This is a genomic window from Streptomyces sp. NPDC051183 (assembly GCF_040682455.1).
GTDB lineage: Bacteria > Actinomycetota > Actinomycetes > Streptomycetales > Streptomycetaceae > Streptomyces.
Window position 1 is genome coordinate 59,689 of record NZ_JBFBBA010000033.1, and the last position, 20,243, is coordinate 79,931.

General features: G+C 73.2%; 16 protein-coding genes and 1 pseudogene. 5 read left to right on the forward strand and 12 right to left on the reverse strand.

Going from position 1 to position 20,243, the window contains the following annotated elements; translation table 11 throughout:
* Positions 1-2 precede the first annotated feature (2 nt).
* The 4 genes from AB0M99_RS26730 to AB0M99_RS26745 form a co-directional block, all read right to left on the reverse strand.
* Entirely contained in the window at positions 3-650 is a 648-nt protein-coding gene (locus AB0M99_RS26730) for a class F sortase (RefSeq protein WP_365924652.1), read from the reverse strand.
* Between the two features lie 132 nt (positions 651-782).
* Positions 783-1,325: a hypothetical protein gene (locus tag AB0M99_RS26735; protein WP_365924654.1), complete on the reverse strand. Its 543-nt coding sequence runs from the start codon at positions 1,323-1,325 to the stop codon at positions 783-785.
* Between the two features lie 176 nt (positions 1,326-1,501).
* The gene (locus AB0M99_RS26740) at positions 1,502-2,776 is read right to left on the reverse strand and encodes a HAMP domain-containing sensor histidine kinase (RefSeq protein WP_365924656.1); all 1,275 of its coding nucleotides are present in this window, start codon (positions 2,774-2,776) and stop codon (positions 1,502-1,504) included.
* Entirely contained in the window at positions 2,773-3,462 is a 690-nt protein-coding gene (locus AB0M99_RS26745) for a hypothetical protein (RefSeq protein ID WP_365924658.1), read from the reverse strand. The genes AB0M99_RS26740 and AB0M99_RS26745 overlap by 4 nt, the downstream gene beginning before the upstream one ends.
* Positions 3,463-3,629: 167 nt before the next feature.
* On the opposite strand from AB0M99_RS26745, the gene AB0M99_RS26750 reads away from it, so the two are divergent.
* Complete coding sequence (locus AB0M99_RS26750) at positions 3,630-4,103, forward strand: gamma-glutamylcyclotransferase family protein (protein ID WP_365924660.1); 474 nt, start codon at positions 3,630-3,632, stop codon at positions 4,101-4,103.
* On the opposite strand, the gene dnaG is transcribed toward AB0M99_RS26750, so the two are convergent.
* The 4 genes and pseudogenes from dnaG to AB0M99_RS26770 all read right to left on the reverse strand — a co-directional run bounded on the left by dnaG (position 4,100) and on the right by AB0M99_RS26770 (position 9,675).
* On the reverse strand, positions 4,100-6,013 hold the full coding sequence (gene dnaG / locus AB0M99_RS26755; protein ID WP_365924662.1) for a DNA primase: 1,914 nt from the start codon (positions 6,011-6,013) through the stop codon (positions 4,100-4,102). The two genes, AB0M99_RS26750 and dnaG, sit on opposite strands and share 4 nt — an antisense overlap.
* Before the next feature lie 34 nt (positions 6,014-6,047).
* Complete coding sequence (locus AB0M99_RS26760) at positions 6,048-7,322, reverse strand: FAD-dependent oxidoreductase (protein ID WP_365924664.1); 1,275 nt, start codon at positions 7,320-7,322, stop codon at positions 6,048-6,050.
* A 93-nt stretch (positions 7,323-7,415) separates the two neighbouring features.
* A complete protein-coding gene (locus tag AB0M99_RS26765; RefSeq protein ID WP_365924667.1) occupies positions 7,416-8,744 on the reverse strand; it encodes a deoxyguanosinetriphosphate triphosphohydrolase in 1,329 nt (442 codons plus the stop codon).
* 56 nt (positions 8,745-8,800) lie between these two features.
* A pseudogene (locus tag AB0M99_RS26770) lies at positions 8,801-9,675 on the reverse strand (sirohydrochlorin chelatase).
* Between the two features lie 371 nt (positions 9,676-10,046).
* Here AB0M99_RS26770 and AB0M99_RS26775 point away from each other — a divergent pair.
* The 3 genes from AB0M99_RS26775 (at position 10,047) to AB0M99_RS26785 (ending at position 13,671) form a co-directional block, all read left to right on the forward strand.
* A complete protein-coding gene (locus AB0M99_RS26775; protein WP_365924711.1) occupies positions 10,047-10,661 on the forward strand; it encodes an ElyC/SanA/YdcF family protein in 615 nt (204 codons plus the stop codon).
* 50 nt (positions 10,662-10,711) lie between these two features.
* Positions 10,712-11,482, forward strand: coding sequence for a glucose 1-dehydrogenase (locus AB0M99_RS26780; RefSeq protein ID WP_365924669.1), 771 nt, complete (start codon positions 10,712-10,714; stop codon positions 11,480-11,482).
* 113 nt (positions 11,483-11,595) lie between these two features.
* Entirely contained in the window at positions 11,596-13,671 is a 2,076-nt protein-coding gene (locus tag AB0M99_RS26785) for a molybdopterin oxidoreductase family protein (protein WP_365924671.1), read from the forward strand.
* Here AB0M99_RS26785 and AB0M99_RS26790 read toward each other — a convergent pair.
* Together AB0M99_RS26790 and AB0M99_RS26795 are read right to left on the reverse strand one after the other, a co-directional pair.
* A complete protein-coding gene (locus AB0M99_RS26790) occupies positions 13,668-14,666 on the reverse strand; it encodes a nucleotidyl transferase AbiEii/AbiGii toxin family protein (protein WP_365924673.1) in 999 nt (332 codons plus the stop codon). The genes AB0M99_RS26785 and AB0M99_RS26790 overlap by 4 nt on opposite strands.
* Positions 14,663-15,265 carry a hypothetical protein gene (locus tag AB0M99_RS26795; protein WP_365924675.1) on the reverse strand — a complete coding sequence of 201 codons (603 nt, stop codon included), beginning with the start codon at positions 15,263-15,265 and terminating at the stop codon, positions 14,663-14,665. The genes AB0M99_RS26790 and AB0M99_RS26795 overlap by 4 nt, the downstream gene beginning before the upstream one ends.
* A 93-nt stretch (positions 15,266-15,358) precedes the next feature.
* On the opposite strand from AB0M99_RS26795, the gene AB0M99_RS26800 reads away from it, so the two are divergent.
* On the forward strand, positions 15,359-16,501 hold the full coding sequence (locus tag AB0M99_RS26800) for an RNA polymerase sigma factor (RefSeq protein WP_365924677.1): 1,143 nt from the start codon (positions 15,359-15,361) through the stop codon (positions 16,499-16,501).
* Positions 16,502-16,583: 82 nt separating this feature from the next.
* Here the strand turns inward: AB0M99_RS26800 and AB0M99_RS26805 are convergent, their stop codons facing one another.
* Positions 16,584-18,506 carry an ABC transporter ATP-binding protein gene (locus AB0M99_RS26805; RefSeq protein ID WP_365924679.1) on the reverse strand — a complete coding sequence of 641 codons (1,923 nt, stop codon included), beginning with the start codon at positions 18,504-18,506 and terminating at the stop codon, positions 16,584-16,586.
* Positions 18,503-20,236, reverse strand: a complete 1,734-nt coding sequence (locus AB0M99_RS26810) for an ABC transporter ATP-binding protein (RefSeq protein WP_365924681.1) — start codon at positions 20,234-20,236, stop codon at positions 18,503-18,505. Before AB0M99_RS26810 ends, AB0M99_RS26805 begins: the two co-directional genes overlap by 4 nt.
* Between the last annotated feature and the right edge of the window lie 7 nt (positions 20,237-20,243).

Here is a 20,243-nt window from a genome sequence, read left to right on the forward strand (position 1 = left end):
CGCTAGTGGGTGCCCGTCAGGTGCGCGAAGACGACGACGTTCCCCTTGTAGCCGCTGCGCGGCGAGAAGCCGCCCCCGCAGGTGATCACCCGCAGCTCGGCGCCCGCCGACGGGCCGTACACCCGGGAGTCGGGGAAGGCCTTGGCGTCGTACACCTCGACCGCGTGCACGGTGAACACGGCGGTACGGCCGTCCGCGCGCGGGACCTCGATGGCCGCCCCGCGGCGCAGCGCGCCCAGGTGGTAGAAGACCGCCGGGCCGGTGGCGCTGTCCACGTGCCCGGCGATGACGGCGGTGCCGGCGGAGCCGGGGGTGGTGCCCTCGCGGTACCAGCCGGCCAGGTCGCCGCGGGCGGGCGGCGGCACCTGGAGGCTGCCGTCGCGCTCCAGCCCGAGCCCGGTCAGCGGCGCGTCGACCCTGATGGACGGGATCCGGATCCGGGTCGGCGGTGAGCCGGGGAGCGGGGCCGGGCCGGGGCCGGCGGCCCGGGGGGCCAGGGCGCTCAGCGCCTCGGCGGGGGAGGGCAGCGGCGGCCCTACGGGCTCCCGGGAACCGCTGCTCACGAGCCAGATGCCGACGCAGGCGGCGAGTGCGACGAGTCCCGCGTGACGGGCGGTGGGGCTCCGGCCGCCCCGGAATGCGCGACCCATGGGTACCCCCTCGGCTCCTCGGTGCGGGGTGAACTGGCCGTCGCCCGGCCCCGCGAACGGGGGGGACCTCGCGGGGCGGGCGACGGGGGACGGTACCGGTCGGACCGGGGCCGGAGCCGCGGTGGGCGTCCGTCAGCTCCGCGTGCCGCTCGCCCGGCGACGCAGGAGCCAGGTACCGCCGACGGCGGTGGCGGCCAGCACTGCCGCTCCCGCCGCGATCTTGGCGGGGTCGGTGGTGGTGGTCGTGCCACCGCCCACCCCGGTCCGGACGTGGCCCTGCGGGCCGCGCTCGGTGACGACCAGGTCGCCGGTGGCGAACTTGCCGTTCGCGCAGGTCGCGCCGATGCCGTAGGTGCCGGGGCGGGTGTCGCGGGCGACCTGGAACTGCCCCACGACCACCTCCTTGTGGGTGCCCGGAACCAGCTTGAAGCGGCCTGCGCCGACCGTCGTGGCATCGCCCTCGGCGTGGCTCGCGCGGCCGCAGGCCGTGGTGTTCACGGTGACGGTCGCGCCGGGGGCGGCCGACTTGGGCCACACCTCCAGCCGGGCGAAGTCGCCGGGCGCGAAGCTCACCATGCCGAGATCCACGGCGGCGACCGCACCGGCGACCGGGCCGGCGAACGCGGCGGCGGTCAGCGCGGTGGCGGTGAGCGCGTGAGCGGTGCTTCGGCGCATGGGGGGCTCTCCTGGGGACACGGGGTCGTGTCTCCGAGGTAACCCGGACCGCCGGGCACGCGCCTGCTGATGCCCCGTCAGGTCCCCCTGCGCCCCCGCAGTGAGGGAGCCGTTCCCGCAGGTCAGCAGGGGTGGTACGGCCATCCGGGTACCCCCGCCCCGTCCGGGTGACGGGGTCAGGCCGGCGGCAGGACCACCGTCGCGCACGCGCCGGTGGGGCGGGGGTTGGCCAGGGCCACCCGGGCGCCGATGACCTGGGCCTGGCCGAGTGCGATGGTCAGGCCCAGCCCCGTGCCCTGGCCGCGTTCGGGGGTGCCCGTCAGGAACCGCTGCGGGCCCTCGCGCAACAGCTCCTCCGGGAAGCCGGGCCCCTGGTCCCGGACCGCCACGGTCGTGCCCGACACCGTCACCGTGACCGGGCCCCGGCCGTGCCGCCGGGCGTTGACCAGCAGGTTCGTCAGGATCCGCTCGAACCGCCGCGCATCGGTGCTGACCTGCGCCGACTCCTGCGCGCCCGCGACCTCGGCCGCCACCCCGGAGCGCCGCGTGATCGACTCCACCAGCGGCCCCAGCGCGTGCGCCTCCAGCTGCGGCTGCTCCCGGTTCGCGTCCAGCCGGGCCACCTCCAGCAGGTCCTCGGTCAGCGCCCGCAGCGCCGAGACCCGGTCCCGTACCAGCTCCGTCGGCCGTCCCGGAGGCAGCAGCTCGGCGGCCGTGTGCAGCCCCGTCAGCGGCGTGCGCAGCTCGTGCGCCACGTCCGCGGTGAACCGCTGCTCCGCCTCCAGCCGCCGCTGGAGGCTGGCCGCCATGGTGTCGACGGCCGAGGACAGCTCGGCGACCTCGTCCCGGGTCCCCGCCACCCCCGACGGCCCGATCCGTGCGTCCAGTTCGCCCGCGCTGATCCGGCGGGCCGTCTCGGCCGCCGTGCGCAGTTCCCTGCTCAGCCGGCTGGCCAGCACCGCCCCGCCCGCCGCCGCGAGCGCCACGATCAGGGCCCCGTACGCCACCAGCTGCCGGTCCAGCTCGGCGAGCTCGTCACGCTGGGCCGCCAGGGAATGCCGTACGGACAACACGTGGTCGCCGCCGAGCGGCCGGGCGGCCCAGACCATCGGCTCCGGGCCGTTCATGTCCAGAAAGGTCGTGCGCCTCCCGTCGAGGGCCGCCGCCCGTAGCGAGTCGGGCAGTTCCTTGGAGTCGATCCGGGCGTCAGCCTCACCGACCTTGTCGGGGTCGAGCCGGCCGGTCAGCTCGTACACCTGGCGCACCCGGGTCAGCTGGCTCGTGGCGCTCTCGCGCGCGGCCTCCCCGATCTGACGGGCGCGTGCCTCGTGGATCAGCAGGCCGATGGCGACCGCGACGAGCGAGCAGCCGAGGGCGAGCAGGATGGAGATCTTCCAGCGCAGGCCGAGGGTCCGCAGGAGGTCCCGGCAGCGGATCAGGACGGACCTCACGGCGAGTTCGGCCCTTCCCCGGGAGAGCAGCGGTGAGCCGGGCTCCCCTTGGCGTCGCAGCCGGGACCGGAGGCGAGGAACCGCTTCTCGTCGTTGACCACCGTCATGCGGTCGCCGCCCCAGTGGTAGCGCACGGCCTGCTCGGCGCCGTCGTCGGAGGCGGTGCGCACCAGCAGGTCCGTGCCGACGGCCTCGATGGCCATCTGCCGGCCGATCGTGAAGAGGATGGCGACGATCTTGCCGTTGACCACGGAGTAGACGCTCAGCGCGGTGCGGCCGGTCGCCGCGTCGACGGCGACGATCAGCTCCGGCTTCCCGTCCCCGGTCAGGTCCCGGTAGACGAACGGCCGGATGCCGGCCCGCCCCGGACCGGTGATCGGGCCCTTCTTCGCGAGCTGCGCCATCTGCGGGTCGGCCCGCAGCACCTCCATCGCGTCGACCACCTTGAGACCGTCCGGCCCCACCTCGGGTGCGCCCTTGAGGGGCTTGGGCGGAGCCGCCCGGCCCCCCACCGCGGCGCCGGGCGTATCGGTCCAGGCGGGCCACAGCGACTCGGGGTGCGGCTGGACCGACACCGGGGCGACCCGGGTGCCCTTGACCAGCCCGCCGGGTGCGGCGCAGCCGCCGGCGGCGAGCGCGCAGGCGCACAGCAGGGCGGCGGTGAAACGGCGGGACGAATGCGTCATGGAGACAGAACCGAGGGGCCGGGAGCAGAGACGACCGACGGTAGACGCCCCGGGTCACGGGTACCGGGAGGTTGTGTAACAGGGGTGCGTACGGTGGAGATCGAAGGCGGATTCGGTACTTTCGGCCGGGTCCGCCGACTGCTTCGCCCTATCCGAGGGAGGGCCCCATGACATCGGTCGTCCGGCCGTACGATCCGTCCGCGCCGCTGCCGTTCTTCGTCTACGGGACGCTGCGCCCGGGCGAGGTCAACCACGACCTGTTCCTGCGCGGCCGTACCGCCTCGGAGGAGCCCGCCCGCCTCCCTGACGCGGTGCTCTACGACGGACCCGGATACCCGTACGCGGTGGACCGGCCCGGCTCGGCCGTCGTCGGGGAGCTGATCACCGCGGCGCCGGAGGCCTACGGGGAGCTGCTGGCCGCGCTCGACCTGCTGGAGGAGTACCGGGGCCCGGGCCGCCCGGGCAACGTCTACGACCGGACCGCCCGCGAGGCGCTGCGGCCCGACGGCACGGCCGTGCGGGCCTGGGTCTACCTGGCGGCGGCGCCGCTGGCCCGCCGGCTGGCGGAGTCGGGCACCGAGATACCGGGCGGCGACTGGCACAAGCGGCTCGGCCGGGTCGACCGGTCCGACCGGCTCTAGAGCCCCTCGGCCCCGCGGTTGCGCAGGCGCTGCCCGTACTGCTGGAGGACCCACAGCTCCTCCTGGACCGCGGCCAGCTGCTCCGGAGGGGCCTGCGGGCCCAGCCGGGACATGGTGCCCTGGATCTCGTGGACCCGGCGGTCGACGGCGCGCAGGCGGACCTGGACCAGCTGGACCCCCGCATAGATCTCGTCCACCGTCTTCGCGTGGATGGCCTCGACCGCCAGCTCCGTGACGAGCGCGCGGACGGTGTCGTTCGGGGCGGCCTCACGGACGCGCGCCAGATAGTCCTCGGTGCCGAGCGAGGCGCCGCCCGCGTCCTGGACGGCCTGGCGCACGGCGGCGTACGGCGGGGCGGTGAACTCGTCCGCCCCGTACGCGTCGAAGGCGGGGGAGACCAGGGCCGGGCGCTGGAGGGCCAGCTTCAGCAGCTCGCGCTCCGTGCGGTGGGCCGGGCTGCGCAGATTCAGCGCGGGGCCGCCGGCGGGCTGCGCGGCGGGCGCGGCGGCGGCCTCGTAGGACCGGCCGCCGGCCCCGCCGCCCCTGCCCTGCTGCTGCGGCTGGCCGCCGCGCTCGCGGGCCCAGCGCGCCAGCTGCGCCACCCGCTTGACGACGAACTGCTCGTCGCGGATGCCGAGCATGCCCGCCAGCTGGACCGCCGACTCGTGCTGGATCGCGATGTTCTTGATGTTGGCGACGACCGGGGCCGCCTCGTCGAGCGCGGCCGCCCGCCCCGCCGGGTTCTCCAGGTTGTGCCGGGCCACGATGTGCCGCAGGGCGAACTCGAACAGCGGGGTGCGGGCCTCCACCAGTCCGGCGACGGCCGCGTCCCCCTGCGCCAGGCGCAGATCGCACGGGTCCATGCCGCCGGGCGCGATGGTGATGGAGGTCTCGGCGGCGAACTTCTGGTCGTCCTCGAAGGCGCGCAGCGCCGCCTTCTGCCCGGCGGCGTCCCCGTCGAAGGTGAAGATCACCTCGGCGGTGGCGTTGTCCATCAGCAGCCGGCGCAGGATCTTGATGTGGTCCCCGCCGAAGGCGGTGCCACAGGTGGCGATCGCGGTGGTGACCCCGGCCATGTGGCAGGCCATCACGTCGGTGTAGCCCTCGACCACGACCGCCCGCGAGGTCTTCGCGATCTCCTTCTTCGCCAGGTCGATGCCGTACAGCACCTGGGACTTCTTGTAGATCGCCGTCTCGGGCGTGTTCAGGTACTTGGGGCCGTTGTCGTCGTCGCGCAGCTTGCGCGCGCCGAAGCCGACCACCTCGCCGCTGATGTCGCGGATCGGCCACATCAGCCGGCCGCGGAAGCGGTCGATGGGCTTGCCGCTGCGGCTGTCCTGGGCGAGCCCGGAGGTGATCAGCTCCTTGTCGCTGAAGCCCTTGCCGCGCAGGAAGCGGGTCAGGTGGTCCCAGCCGGCCGGGCTGTAACCGACGCTGAAGTGGGCGGCCGCGGCCTGGTCGAAGCCGCGCTCGGCCAGGAACTTGCGGCCGATCTCGGCCTCGGGGCCGTCGAGCTGGTCCACGTAGAACTGGGCGGCGGCCTTGTGCGCCTCGACCAGCCGGATGCGCTCGCCGCGGCCGCTGGTGCCGGCGGTGTAGCCGCCCTCCTCGTACCGCAGGGTGATGCCGGCCTGGCCCGCCAGGCGCTCCACCGCCTCCGAGAAGGAGAGGTGGTCGATCTTCATGATGAAGTCGAGGGTGTCCCCGCCCGCCTGGCAGCCGAAGCAGTGGTAGAGACCCTTGCTGGGGCTGACCTGGAAGGACGGGGACTTCTCGTCATGGAAGGGGCACAGGCCCTTGAGGTTGCCGCCGCCCGCATTGCGCAGCTGGAGGTAGTCGGAGACCACGGCGTCGATCGGGACCGCGTCCCGTACCGCCTTCACGTCGTCTTCGTTGATCCGTCCTGCCACCCGTGAAGTCTACGGCCGGACACCGACAAACCTGTCAGGCCCCCTCCGCCGGAACCAGCGAGGCCAGCGGAACCGACGGGTCCGCCAGCGCCTCGCGGTTGACCGCCGCCTTCGACCTGATCAAGGCCTGGATGTGTTCGGTGACGTCCCACACATTGACGTTCATCCCGGCCAGCACCCTCCCGTCCGAGAGCCAGAAGGCGATGAACTCCCGCTTGGCCACGTCGCCGCGGATCAGGACCTGGTCGTAGCCGCCCGGCGGGGCGTACCCCGAGTACTCCAGGCCCACGTCGTACTGGTCGGAGAAGAAGTACGGCACCCGGTCGTAGCTGACCCCCTGGCCCAGCATCGCCCGCGCCGCGGCCGGGCCGCCGTTGAGCGCGTTGGCCCAGTGCTCGACCCGCAGCCGCGTCCCGAGCATCGGGTGGTGGGCGGCGGCCACGTCCCCGACGGCGAACACGTCCGGGTCGGAGGTGCGCAGCGACTCGTCCACGGCGATGCCGCCGCCGTGCTGCCGGTCCACCAGGGCGAGCCCGGAGGTCTCGGCGAGCGCGGTCCGCGGCGCGGCGCCGATCGCCGCGAGGACGGCGTGCGCCGGGTGCTCCTCGCCGTCGTCGGTACGGGCGGCCAGCACCATGCCGTCGTGCCCGACGATCTCGGTGAGCCGGGACCCGAAGTGGAAGCGCACCCCGTGCTCGGTGTGCAGGTCCCCGAACAGCCGGCCGACCTCCGGACCCAGCACCGCGTGCAGCGGAGTGGCCTCCGGCTCGACCACGGTGACCTCGGCCCCGTACCCGCGGGCCGCCGCGGCGACCTCCAGGCCGATCCAGCCGGCGCCCGCGATCAGCAGGTGGCCGTTGTCCCGGCCCAGGCCCGCCAGCGCCTTGCGCAGCCGCTCGGCGTGCGCGAGGCGGCGCAGGTGGTGCACCCCGACCAGGTCCGTGCCGGGGATGTCGAGACGCCGCGGCTCGGCGCCGGTGGCCAGCAGCAGCTTGTCGTAGTGCAGCGCCGTGCCGTCGCCGAGGACCACCTTCTTGGCCTCCCGGTCCAGCTGGACCGCAGGCTGGCCGAGGTGCAGCTCGATGTCGGAGCGCGCGTACCAGGACGCCTCGTGCACGAAGACGCTGTCGCGCTCCTCCTTCCCCGTCAGGTAGCCCTTGGACAGCGGGGGCCGCTCGTAGGGATGGTCGCGCTCGTCGCCGATCAGGATCACCCGCCCCGTGAACCCCTCCGACCTCAGCGTTTCGGCCGCCTTTGCCCCGGCGAGCCCTGCGCCGACGATGACGAATGTCCGGTGTGCGTCGACCACCTGATGCCTCCTCATAACCTCTCCGCCACATGCGACCACATGCGAGCGTCCCGCACTGAGCCTGCCGCGTGAAGGGGGAGTGGCCCGATCAGCTCACCCTTCGGCGCGTCGCGTGCGCAGCATGAGGCGTGCGTGCAAGGAGCGCGCGGAGGCGTCGGTGAGGGCCGCGATCTGGTCGATGACCGCGCGTTTGCGGGCCTTGTCGTCCGGCGCGGCATCGAAGATCGCCCGGAACTGCGGGTCCAGGCCCTCGGGGGCGCGGGCCAGGAGCGCCTCCGCGAGTTCGGCCAGGACGATGCGCTGGTCGGCGCGCAGCCGCTCCTGCTCGTCGCGCTGCATGACGTACAGGTCGGCGACCGCCTTGAGGACCGCGCACTCGTTGCGCGCCTCGCGCGGGACCACCAGCTCGGCCGCGTACCGGGTGAGGCGGCCGGAGCCGTACGCCTCGCGGGTGGCGCCCTCGGCGGCCAGGCAGAAGTGGCCGATCAGCTGGCTCGTGGCGTCCTTCAGCCGGGCCTGGGCCACGGCCGAACCGTCGTACCCGTGCGGCCACCACTCCTGCTCCATCAGCCGGTCCAGTGCCTCGCGGAGCTCCTCGGGCTCGGTGTCGGCGGGCACGTAGCGGCCGATGGCGACCTGCCAGATGGCGGTGCGCTCGGGCTCGGCGAAGAGCAGGTTCGGGTCGAGGTGGCCCGCGTGCAGGCCGTCCTCGAAGTCGTGGACGGAGTACGCGACGTCGTCGGCCCAGTCCATGACCTGGGCCTCGAAGCACTTGCGGTCCGCCGGTGCGCCGCGGCGCAGCCACTCGAAGACCGGCAGGTCGTCGTCGTACGCGCCGAACTTCACCGAACCGGGGTCGGTGGGGTGGTCGCCGCGGGCCCAGGGGTACTTGGTGGCCGCGTCCAGACTGGCCCGGGTCAGGTTCAGGCCGACGCTGACGAGGGTGCCGCTCGCCGGGTCCGGCACGAACCGCTTGGGCTCCAGCCGGGTCAGCAGCCGCAGCGACTGGGCGTTGCCCTCGAAGCCCCCGCAGTCCTTGGCGAATTCGTTGAGCGCTTCCTCGCCGTTGTGCCCGAACGGTGGGTGGCCCATGTCGTGCGAGAGGCAGGCGGCCTCGACCAGGTCGGGGTCGCAGCCGAGGGCGGCGCCGAGCTCGCGGCCGACCTGCGCGCACTCCAGGGAGTGCGTGAGCCGCGTACGCGGGCTCGCGTCCCAGTCGTACGACCGGGTGCCGGGGGTGACGACCTGGGTCTTCCCGGCGAGCCTGCGCAGCGAGGCGGAGTGCAGCACGCGGGCGCGGTCGCGCTGGAAGGCGGTGCGGCCGGGCCGTTTGTCGGGCTCCGCGGCCCAGCGCTCGGTGTCGGCCGGGGCGTAGGCCTCGGGTGCGTGGTCGGATGCGGGGGCGTGCGCTGTGCCTTCCATGCTCAGACGTTAACCGGAGACACCGACAATCCGAGCAATCCGAACCAACGCGGTCTTTACGCGAGGGAGGCGGTGGCCAGTTCCAGCGGGTGGCCCGGGTGGGCGAGCGCCTCTTCGTAGCGCTGTACGAGCAGCCGGGCCAGCGCCGGGTGGGCGCCCAGCGGCGCGGCGGCCGGGCCGGGCGCGGCGGCCGCGCACTGGGCGGCGAACCGGCCCGGCGCGGTGAAGTACGAGGCGACCGCGATCCGGTGGTGGCCCCGGGCGGCGAGCGCGCGCAGGGCCTCGGGCACGGCGGGGGCCGCGGAGGCGTAGGCCGGTACGACGGGCACCCCGCCGAGGCGCTCGCCGAGCTGGGCGGCGGTGCGGCCGGTGTCGGCGGCGGAGTCGGGGTCGCGGGACCCGGCGGCGGCCAGTACGACAGCCGTGCCCGGGGTCCAGCCGGCCGCCAGGAGCCGCTCGTACAGGGCCTCGACGAGCAGCGGGTGCGGCCCGAGCGGGGCGGCGATGCGGGTGCGCAGGTGCCGTGCGCGGGCGGCGGCGGCCGGGAGGTCGCGCTTGACGTGGGTGCCGCGCCCCAGGAGCAGCGGTACGAGGACGGCCGAGCCGGTGGTTTCCCGCAGGGTGTCGCCGAGCAGCGGCCGGTTCAGCTCTATGTGCCCGAGCCGGACGTCGAGGCGCGGGCGGAGCTCGCGGACCCTCTCCAGGAGCGCGAGGGCGGTGTCGAGTGCGCGGGGGTCGCGGCTGCCGTGGGCCACGGCGACGAGGGTGGGCTGCATGCGGGGACTCCGTGCTCTCGGGGCCGTGACCGGGGCGGGCGCAGACCGCTGAGCTGCGTGCCGAGTTGGGCGGTGATCCGCGACAGCAGCTCCGCGGTGGTGGCGGGGGGAAGCGGGAGGGGCAGGGACTCGGGAGGGTGCACCGGCTCCGTCATGAACCGATCCTGCGGGGCGCAGGTTGCGTGGGCGTTGCGCCGGGGTGACGGGTGTTTTCCACCTCCTCACCGGAGCGGGGCGCCGGGGGTGCGCGCGGCCGCGGTGACGGGCGCGCGACCGGCGCGCGACCGGCGGCTGAAACCGCGTGCGCCCGGTCGGCGTCCTGACCTGCGGGGCGCTGGCCGGGACGCGGCGCCCGGCACCGCACGTACGACCAGGGGGAACCGCCATGCGCAGACCGAGCTTCGGAGCGCGCCCGAACGGGACCGCGAGCGGGGCACGGGCCCTGCTGCGACTGCGACTGCCGGTGCCGCTACGGCTCTCGTTCCCGGGCACCGTCCGGGCCCGGCGCCGCGCCGTGCAGGCCGTGATGGCGTGCTGCGTGCTGGCGCTGCTCCCCTCGGCGTGGACGCACGCGGCGGCCGCCCCGCGACTGCGCACCACGGCCGACGCGCCCGCCGCCGAGGTGGCCGTGGTCTTCGGCGCGGGCCTGTGGAACGGCCGGCCCACGCCCTACCTGGCCGACCGGCTCGACGCCGCCGTCGAGCTGTACCGCGCCGGCAAGGTCAAGGTGGTGCTGGTCACCGGTGACAACAGCCGTACCGAGTACGACGAGCCCGACGCGATGCGCGCGTACCTGACGGAGCACGGGGTGCCGGACGGGCGGATCGTCAGCGACTTCGCCGGCTTCGACACCTGGGACTCCTGCGTCCGGGCCCGGGAGATCTTCGGGGTGCGGCGCGCGGTGCTGATCAGCCAGGGCTTCCACATCCGCCGGGCCGTCGCCCTGTGCCAGTCCGCGGGCCTGGACTCCTACGGGGTCGGGGTGGCCGACGTACACGACGCGACCTGGTACTACGGCGGCGCCCGCGAGGTCTTCGCGTCCGGCAAGGCGGCGCTGGACGCGGCCTTCAAGCCGCAGCCGCGGTTCCTCGGGCCCAAGGAGGAAGGGGTGTCGCGGGCGCTGGCCGCTCTGGCAGACTGACGCCGCGTTCAGCCTATGCCGATCAGTCATATACCGATGGGGTGTGAACCGTGGCCGTTGTGGACCTGAGCGGCAAGACCGTCGTCATCACCGGCGGCGCCCGCGGCCTGGGCGCCGCGGCCGCGCGGGCCGTGGTCGACGGCGGCGGCCGGGTGCTGATCACCGACGTGCTGGAGGCGGAGGGCGCCGAGACCGCCGCGAAGCTGGGCGGCGCGGCCCGCTTCCTGCGGCACGACGTGACCAGCGAGGCCGACTGGCAGGCCGCCCTCGACCACGCCGTCGCCGAGTTCGGCCGGATCGACGGCCTGGTCAACAACGCCGGCATCGCCACCGGTCAGCTCCTGGAGCACGAGAGCGTCGAGTACTTCCGCCGGGTCGTCGAGACGAACCTCGTCGGCGTGTTCATCGGCATCAAGACCGCGATCCCGCTGCTGCGCGCGAACGGCGGCGGCTCCATCGTCAACATCTCCTCCGCCGCCGGGCTGACCGGCTTCGCGCTCACCGCCGGATACGGCGCCTCCAAGTGGGGCGTGCGCGGCCTGTCCAAGATCGGCGCGGTCGAACTCGCCGAGGCCCGGATCCGCGTCAATTCCGTCCACCCCGGCATGACGCTCACCCCGATGACCGCCCCGATCGGCATCCGGGCCGGCGAGGGCAACTACCCCGGCGCCCCGATGGGCCGCGTGGGCCTGCCCGAGGAGGTCGCGGCGGCGGTCGCCTTCCTCCTCTCCGACGCCGCCGCATACATGACGGGCGCCGAGCTCGCGGTGGACGGCGGCTGGACCGCCGGCCTGACGGCCGCGCACCTCACAGGCCAGTAGCCCGTGCCCGCCCGGCCGCCTCACCGGGGGCGGCGGGGCGCGCTGAGGTCGAGAACCCCGAGTCGTAACGCGGGGCGGCGGCCGTCGTAACACCGGCGACGCACGCTGGCGTCATGCACACCCCGGAATCTGCCACCACCGCCACGCACTGCCCGTACTGCGCGCTGCAGTGCGGCATGAACCTCCGCCCAGAGCCGGGCGGCCGGGGAGTGACGGTGGAGGAGCGGGACTTCCCCGTGAACCGGGGCGCGCTGTGCGGTAAGGGCCGCACCGCCCCCGCCGTGCTCTCCTCCCGGGTACGCCTGACCGAGCCGCTCGTCCGCACCCACGCAGGGCGGCTGGAGCCGGCCACCTGGGAGGAGGCGCTCGACGCCGTCGCCGAGGGGCTCACCCGTACGCGGCGGTCGCACGGACCGGACGCGGTCGGGGTGTTCGGCGGGGGAGGGCTGACCAACGAGAAGGCGTACGCCCTCGGAAAGTTCGCCCGGGTCGCCCTGCGGACCTCGCAGATCGACTACAACGGCCGCTTCTGCATGTCATCGGCGGCCGCCGCGCACCAGCGGGCCTTCGGGCTCGACCGGGGGCTCCCCTTCCCGCTGGAGGACATCCCCCGGACCGGCTGCGTGATCCTCGTCGGCTCCAACCTCGCCGAGACCATGCCTCCCGCCCTGCGCTTCTTCCGGGAACTCCGCGAGAACGGCGGAACGTTGATCGTGGTGGACCCGCGCCGCACGCGGACCGCCGAGCAGGCTGACCTGCACCTCGCCCCCCGCCCGGGCACCGACCTCGCGCTTGCCCTGGGCCTGCTGCACCTGGTGGTGGCCCAGGGGCACACGGACGAGGAGTTCATCGCCGAGCGCACCACCGGCTGGGAGGAGGCCCGGGCGGCCGCCATGACGCACTGGCCGGAGCTGGTGGAGCGGATCACCGGAATCCCCGTGCCCAAGCTCCGCGAGGCGGTGGAGATGTTCTGCGCGCCCTCCTCCGCGATGGTCCTCACCGCCCGCGGCCCCGAGCAGCAGTCCAAAGGCACCGACACCGTCGGAGCCTGGATCAACCTCTGCCTCGCCACCGGCCGCGCCGGCCGGCCGTTCTCCGGATACGGGTGCCTCACCGGCCAGGGCAACGGCCAGGGCGGACGCGAACACGGCCAGAAGGCCGACCAGCTCCCCGGCTACCGCAAACTCACCGACCCGGCGGCGCGGGCCCACGTCGCCGGGGTCTGGGGCGTCGACCCCGACACCCTCCCCGGCCCGGGCCGCAGCGCGTACGAACTCCTCGACGCGCTCGGCACCGACGTGAAGGCCCTGCTCCTGATGGGCTCCAACCCGGTGGTCTCCGCCCCGCGCGCCGGGCACATCGAGGACCGCATCCGCTCGCTGGACTTCCTCGCGGTCGCCGACGTGGTCCTCTCGGAGACGGCGGCCCTCGCCGACGTGGTCCTGCCGGTCACCCAGTGGGCGGAGGAGACCGGCACCACCACCAACCTGGAGGGACGCGTCCTGCTGCGCCGCCGGGCCCTGTCCCCGCCGCCGGGGGTGCGCAGCGACCTGGACGTCCTGCACGGCCTCGCGGCGCGGCTGGGCGTCGAGAAGGGCTTCCCGACCGCCCCCGAGGAGGTCTTCGAGGAACTGCGGCGCGCCTCGGCCGGCGGCCCGGCGGACTACTCCGGGATCTCCTACGCCCGCATCGAGGCCGAGCAGGGCGTCTTCTGGCCCTGCCCGGAGGGCTCCTCGGGCACCCGGCGGCTCTTCCTCGAAGCCTTCGCCACGGAGGACGGCCGGGCCCGTTTCAGCGCCGCCTGCCACCGCGACGCCGCCGAGGTCCCGGACGCGCAGTACCCGCTCCTGCTCACCACCGGCCGGGTCGTCGCCCAGTACCAGTCGGGCGCGCAGACCAGGCGCGTCGAGGAGCTCAACGAGGCCGCGCCCGGCCCGTTCGTGGAGCTCCACCCGCGCCTCGCGGCCCGTATCGGCGCGGTCGAGGGCGAGCCGCTCGCGGTGACCTCCCGCCGCGGCCGCGCCGTCGCCCCGGCCCGCATCACGGACACGATCCGCGCGGACACGGTCTTCATGCCGTTCCACTGGCCGGGCGAGGGCCGCGCCAACTCCCTCACCAACCCGGCCCTGGACCCCGTCTCGCGGATGCCGGAGTTCAAGGTCTGCGCGGTCCGAGTGGAACCGGCCTAGGCCTGCCCCGGCCCGGCGAAGGTGGGCCCCAGCGCCGCGACCAGGCGCCGCGTGTAGGCGCCGTCGGGGTCGACGGCCGGGTACTCCTTCGCGAAGTTCGCCCAGTCCACCCTCTCGATCGATCCGAAGGTGTCCAGGGTGATCGGGTCGAGACCCCCGCCGCCGTCCCATTCGCCGGAGAGGCGGAACACCGTCTCCAGTAGCGGGTACGGCAGGACACAGTCCTCGGCGAGCAGCACGGCGTCGTACAGGTCCTTGCCCTGGGGGTACAAATCGGTCGCCAGCCACAGCAGCTTCCACGCCAGGGAGAGCTCCTTCGTCGCGCCGTGCAGTTCTGCCCCGGCGACCCGGGTCCTTTCCGGCGCGGCCGGCAGACCTTCGTGGAAGACGAAGTCCATCTGCACCTGGCCACCGGGCAGCCCCGGTGCGGACCACGGGATCACCAGCCGGTGGCCCGGAACCCGCTCGTAGGTCCAGATGTACTCCGAGACCACCTCCGAGGCCGGCATCACCAGCCCGCCATGCTCCGCGGCGGCCCGTTCCGCGGCGACCGCGACCGCGTCCAGCATGCTGCGGGTCCTGGGCTCCTCGATCCGCCAGTCCTGCGGCACGACAACGAAGTCCAGGTCGTGCGGCTCGCGGGCCACCGCCCCGTACCAGCTCGCCATCAGCATGCTGCCGCGCAGCACCAGCGACTCGGCCCAGCCGGAAGAAGCCACCCCCGCCAGGGCCAGCTCCAGGGCGGTACGCCGCATCGCCTGCCAGCGGGCGCGCACCGCCGGGTCGGCGACGACGCCGTCCGTGGGCCGGTAGGCATCGTTGAAGTGTTTGAGGGCGGGATCGAACACCCGGTGCCGGACGGCCGCTTCACCCACCCCCGCCGTGAGCGTGTACGGCAGCCCCGTCTCCCGGCGGCGCCGCTCATCCGACGGCTCGCCGATGTCGTCCGGTCCGCCCGGGATCGACGGCTTCCACGGCTCGTTGGCGTTGCTCATCCGCCCCTCTCCTCCTCGATCCACCCGTCGTCCACCGACAGGTCACTGTCGTACAGCACGAACTCCCGCTCCTCCGAGCGGATTTCGTACCCGTCTCCCGCCAGCGCCGCGACCAGCGCGTCGCACGCGGCCGCCGCCCGCGCGGCCGTGCCGCGGCAGCGCTGGGTGACGAAGCGCTCGTGCCGGGCCCCGGGCAGGACGCGGCGGGCGTTCCACGACAGGTGCGCCCCGTGCGGGGCGACCAGGGACTCCAGCGCCGGGCGGTCCCAGGCGGCCGGGAGCCGCAGCTTGAGGTGGTGCTCGAAGTAGCCGCCGCCCGGGCCCGGCGGCACCGTCGTCCAGGGCACGGTCTCCACCTTGACCCGGACCGGGTCGAAGCCCGCCGCCCGCAGCGACGGCACCAGTGCCTCGTGCCCCGTGCGGTCCGGCAGGGTCAGCATCGGCTGCGACACCATCCGGCCCCGGGCCAGCACGATGTGCGTGACCTTCAACTCCCGCCCGCCGGCCCACGCTTCGAGCCGCGCCAGCTCAGCGGGGTCGGGGCAGCGCACCGTGACGTGGGTTTCGTAGTCGGACATGGCATTGATCTTCTCGGACATGCGTCCGATCCGCATCGGGGTTCTCGCCGGGGGGTAACCATCCGGTCACACTGCGGACTCAGAAAGTGCTCGCACGCCCCTCGTGGCAGCGATGTGTCGTACCCCACACTGAGGTGCGGTGCCCCCGTCCTCGGAGCCCTGGAGGTCGCCCCCGTGCAGACCCAGATCCTGACCGTCAACGCGAGCCCGCCCGCCGACGCCGCCACGGCCGAAGAGCCCGAGGCAGAGGCCGATGCCGTGGACGAGGAGCCCGAGGTCCTGGAGTTGATCGAGCAGCAGGTGCCGCCGCAGCGAAAACGCGGTACCGAGGGGACGGGCGGCGCGGGACCCTCCGCCGACCTGTTCCGGCAGTACCTGCGCGAGATAGGCAGGATCCCGCTCCTCACCGCCGTCGAGGAGGTCGAGCTCGCGCGGCGCGTGGAAGCCGGCCTGTTCGCCGAGGAGAAGCTCGGCAGCGGCGCCGCCCTCGACCTCCAGCTCACCCTCGACCTCGACAAGCTCGTCGTCATGGGCCGGATGGCCAAGCGCCGCCTCATCGAGTCGAACCTGAGGCTCGTCGTCTCCGTCGCGAAGCGCTACGTCGGCCGCGGACTCACCATGCTGGACCTCGTCCAGGAGGGGAACCTCGGCCTCATCCGGGCCGTTGAGAAGTTCGACTACGCCCGCGGCTACAAGTTCTCCACCTACGCCACCTGGTGGATCCGCCAGGCCATGTCCCGGGCCCTCGCCGACCAGGCCCGGACCATCCGCGTGCCGGTCCATGTCGTCGAACTGATCAACCGCGTCGTCCGCGTCCAGCGCCGCATGCTCCAGGAGCGCGGGTACGAGCCCACCGCCGAGGAAGTCGCGGTCCACCTGGAACTGACCCCCGAGCGGGTCCTCGAAGTGCTGCGCCTCGCCCAGGAACCGGTCTCGCTCCACGCGCCGGTCGGCGAGGAGGACGACGTGGCGCTCGGGGACCTGATCGAGGACGGGGACGCCGCCTCACCCGTGGAGTCGGCCGCGTTCTTCCTGCTGCGCGAGCACCTGGAAGCCGTCCTGTCCACCCTCGGCGAGCGCGAGCGCAAGGTCGTCCAGCTGCGGTACGGGCTCGCAGACGGGCGGCCGCGCACCCTGGAGGAGATCGGGCGGATCTTCGGCGTGACCCGCGAACGGATCCGCCAGATCGAGTCCAAGACCCTCAACAAGCTGCGCGACCACGCCTTCGCCGACCAGCTGCGGGGCTATCTCGACTGAGACGGAAACGGGAAGGGGTGCCCCCGCCTGAGGGCACCCCCGCATTGACGCGACCTGACGCGACCCGACGCGACCCGACCGGTCAGTCGACCTCGGCGACCGCCTGCGCGAACTGCGCCGCGTACAGCCGCGCGTACGCGCCGTCCGAGTCCAGCAGCCCCTCGTGCGTGCCCTGCTCCACGATCGAACCGTTCTCCATCACCAGGATCAGGTCCGCGTCGCGGATCGTGGACAGCCGGTGCGCGATCACGAAGGACGTACGGCCGTGCGCGAGGCGCGCCATCGCCTTCTGGATCAGCACCTCGGTACGGGTGTCCACCGAGCTCGTCGCCTCGTCGAGCACCAGGATCACCGGGTCCGACAGGAACGCCCGGGCGATGGTGATCAGCTGCTTCTCGCCGGCGCTGACGCCCGCGCCCTCGTCGTCCAGCACGGTGTCGTAGCCGTCCGGCAGGGTGCGGATGAAGCGGTCCGCGTGCGCGGCCCGCGCCGCCCCCTCGATCTCGGCGCGCGTGACCTCCCGCGAGGCACCGTAGGCGATGTTCTCGGCGATCGTGCCGCCGAACAGCCAGGTGTCCTGGAGGACCATGCCGATGCTGCCGCGCAGCTCCTCGCGGGTCATCTTCGCGATGTCCACCCCGTCGAGGGCGATGCGGCCGCCCGTGACCTCGTAGAACCGCATGAGGAGGTTGACCAGCGTGGTCTTGCCGGCGCCCGTGGGGCCGACGATCGCGACCGTGTTGCCGGGCTTGACGGTGAGCGAGAGGTCCTCGATCAGCCGCTTGTCCGGCTCGTAGCGGAACGCGACCTTCTCGAAGGTGACCTGCCCGAGCAGCTCCTGCGGACGCTCCGGAACCTCGGCGTCCGGCTGCTGCTCCTCCGCGTCCAGCAGCTCGTAGACCCGCTCGGCCGAGGCGACGCCCGACTGCACCAGGTTCGCCATCGACGCGACCTGCGTCAGCGGCATCGAGAACTGGCGCGAGTACTGGATGAAGGCCTGCACGTCACCGATCGACAGGGTGCCCGAGGCGACCCGGAGCCCGCCGACGACCGCGATCAGCACGTAGTTGATGTTCGAGATGAACAGCATCACCGGCTGCATGATGCCGCTGACCAGCTGCGCCTTGAACGAGGCCCGGAACAGCGCCTCGTTCTGCTCGGCGAAGAGGGCCGCGGACTCCTTCTGCCGCCCGAAGACCTTGACCAGCGTGTGGCCCGAGTACATCTCCTCCACGTGCGCGTTGAGCGCGCCCGTGGACTTCCACTGCGCCACGAACTGCGGCTGCGACTTCTTGCCGATCTTCGCCGCGACGTAGATCGAGACCGGTACGGACACCAGCGCGACCAGCGCCAGCAGCGGCGAGATCCAGAACATCATCGCCAGCACGCCGACGATCGTCAGCAGCGAGTTGAGCAGCTGGCCCATCGTCTGCTGGAGCGTCTGCCCGATGTTGTCGATGTCGTTCGTGGCCCGGCTGAGCACCTCGCCGCGCTTCTGCCCGTCGAAGTAGGACAGCGGCAGCCGCGAAAGCTTCGCCTGCAGCTCCTCGCGCATCCGGTACACGGTGCCGTTCATGACGTGGTTCGACAGCCGCGTCGCGACCAGCATCAGCAGGCCCGCCAGGGTGAAGACGACGAGCGCCCAGATCGCCACGATCCCGACGGCACCGAAGTCGATGCCCTTGCCGGGGGTGAAGTCGGTGCCGGACAGCATGTCCGCCATCCCGCCCTCGCCCCGGTCACGCAGCCCCTGGAGCGCCTGCTCCTTCGTGGTCCCCGCCTGCATCTGGCGGCCCACGATCCCCGCGAAGACGAGGTCGGTGGCCTTGCCGAGGATCTTCGGCCCGATCACCGTGAAGGCGACGCTGCCGACGACGGCGGCGACCATGCCCCAGATCTTGACCCGGTCCTGGGCGATCTGGCCCAGCAGCCGCTTCCCCGAGCCCTTGAAGTCCAGCGACCGCTGGCCCGGCCCCATCATCATCCGTCCTCCGGGCCCGCTCATGCGGCCTCCGCCTCCGTCAGCTGGGAGAGCACGATCTCCCGGTAGGTCTCATTGCCGGCCATCAGCTCGTGGTGGCGTCCCTCGCCCACGACCTGGCCCTCGTCGAGGACGATGATCCGGTCGGCGTCGCGGATGGTCGACACCCGCTGGGCCACGATGACCACCGTCGCGTCCTCGGTCTCGCGGGCCAGCGCCGAGCGCAGCGCCGCGTCCGTCGCGTAGTCCAGGGCCGAGAAGGAGTCGTCGAAGAGGTAGATCTCCGGGCGCTGCACGAGCGTGCGGGCGATGGCCAGACGCTGGCGCTGTCCGCCGGAGACATTGGTTCCGCCCTGGGAGACGGGCGCGTCGAGCCCGCCCTCCAGCTCGGAGACGAAGCCCTTGGCCTGGGCCACCTCCAGGGCGTGCCACAGCTCCTCGTCGGTGGCCTCGGGGCGCCCGTAGCGCAGGTTCGAGGCGACGGTCCCGGAGAAGAGGTACGGCTTCTGCGGGACCATGCCGACCGTCCGCGCGAGCAGCTCCGGGTCGAGGCCGCGTACGTCGACCCCGTCGACCAGGACTTCGCCGCCGGTCGCGTCGAACAGCCGGGGGACCAGGCCCAGCAGCGTGGACTTGCCGCTGCCGGTGGAGCCGATCACCGCGGTCGTCTCGCCGGGGCGGGCCACCAGGTCCACCCCGCGCAGCACCGGGGCCTCGGCGCCCGGATAGCGGAAGTCGGCGCCGCGCAGCTCCAGCTGCCCGCGCCGGGAGAGCTCGCGCACCGGATCGGCGGGCGGGACCACGCTCGACTCGGTGTCCAGGACCTCCTGGACGCGCTCGGCGCAGACCTCGGCGCGCGGCACCATCATGAACATGAAGGTGGCCATCATCACGGACATGACGATCTGCAGCAGGTAGGCGAGGAAGGCCGTCAGCTGGCCGATCTCCATGCCGCCGCTGTCGACGCGCATCGCGCCGAACCAGATGACGGCGACGCTGGAGATGTTCACGACCACGATGACCGTGGGGAACATCAGGGCGAGGAGCTTGCCGGCCGCCAGCGAGACGCCGGTGAGGTCGGCGTTCGCGTCGCGGAACCGATCCTTCTCGTATCCGTCGCGGATGAAGGCGCGGATCACGCGGTTGCCGGTGATCTGCTCGCGCAGCACCCGGTTCACGGTGTCCAGGCGCTCCTGCATCTGCCGGAACAGCGGCCGCGTACGGAAGACGATCGCGCCGACCGACACACCGAGGACGGGGACGACGGCGAGGAGCACGCTCGACAGCTTCACGTCGAGCGAGAGCGCCATGAAGATGCCGCCGACGCACATGATCGGCGCCGAGACCATCAGCGTGAAGGTCATCAGCACCAGCATCTGGATCTGCTGGACGTCGTTCGTCGTACGGGTGATCAGCGACGGGGCGCCGAAGTGGCCGAGCTCGCGCGCCGAGAAGCTCTGCACGCGGTCGAAGACGGCGGCCCGGACGTCCCGGCCGACGGCGGCCGAGGTGCGGGCGCCGAAGTAGACGGCGCCGACGTTGCAGACGAGCTGGACGAGCGAGACGCCGAGCATCAGGGTGCCGAAGCGCAGGATGTAGCCGGTGTCGCCGTTGACGACACCGTTGTCAATGATGTCCGCGTTCAGCGTGGGCAGGTAGAGGCTCGCGCTGGTCTGCAGCAGCTGAAGCAGGACCAGCACGGCGATGGGTTTCCGGTACGGGCCCAGATGGGTCCGCAGAAGTCGTATGAGCACGCGTAGG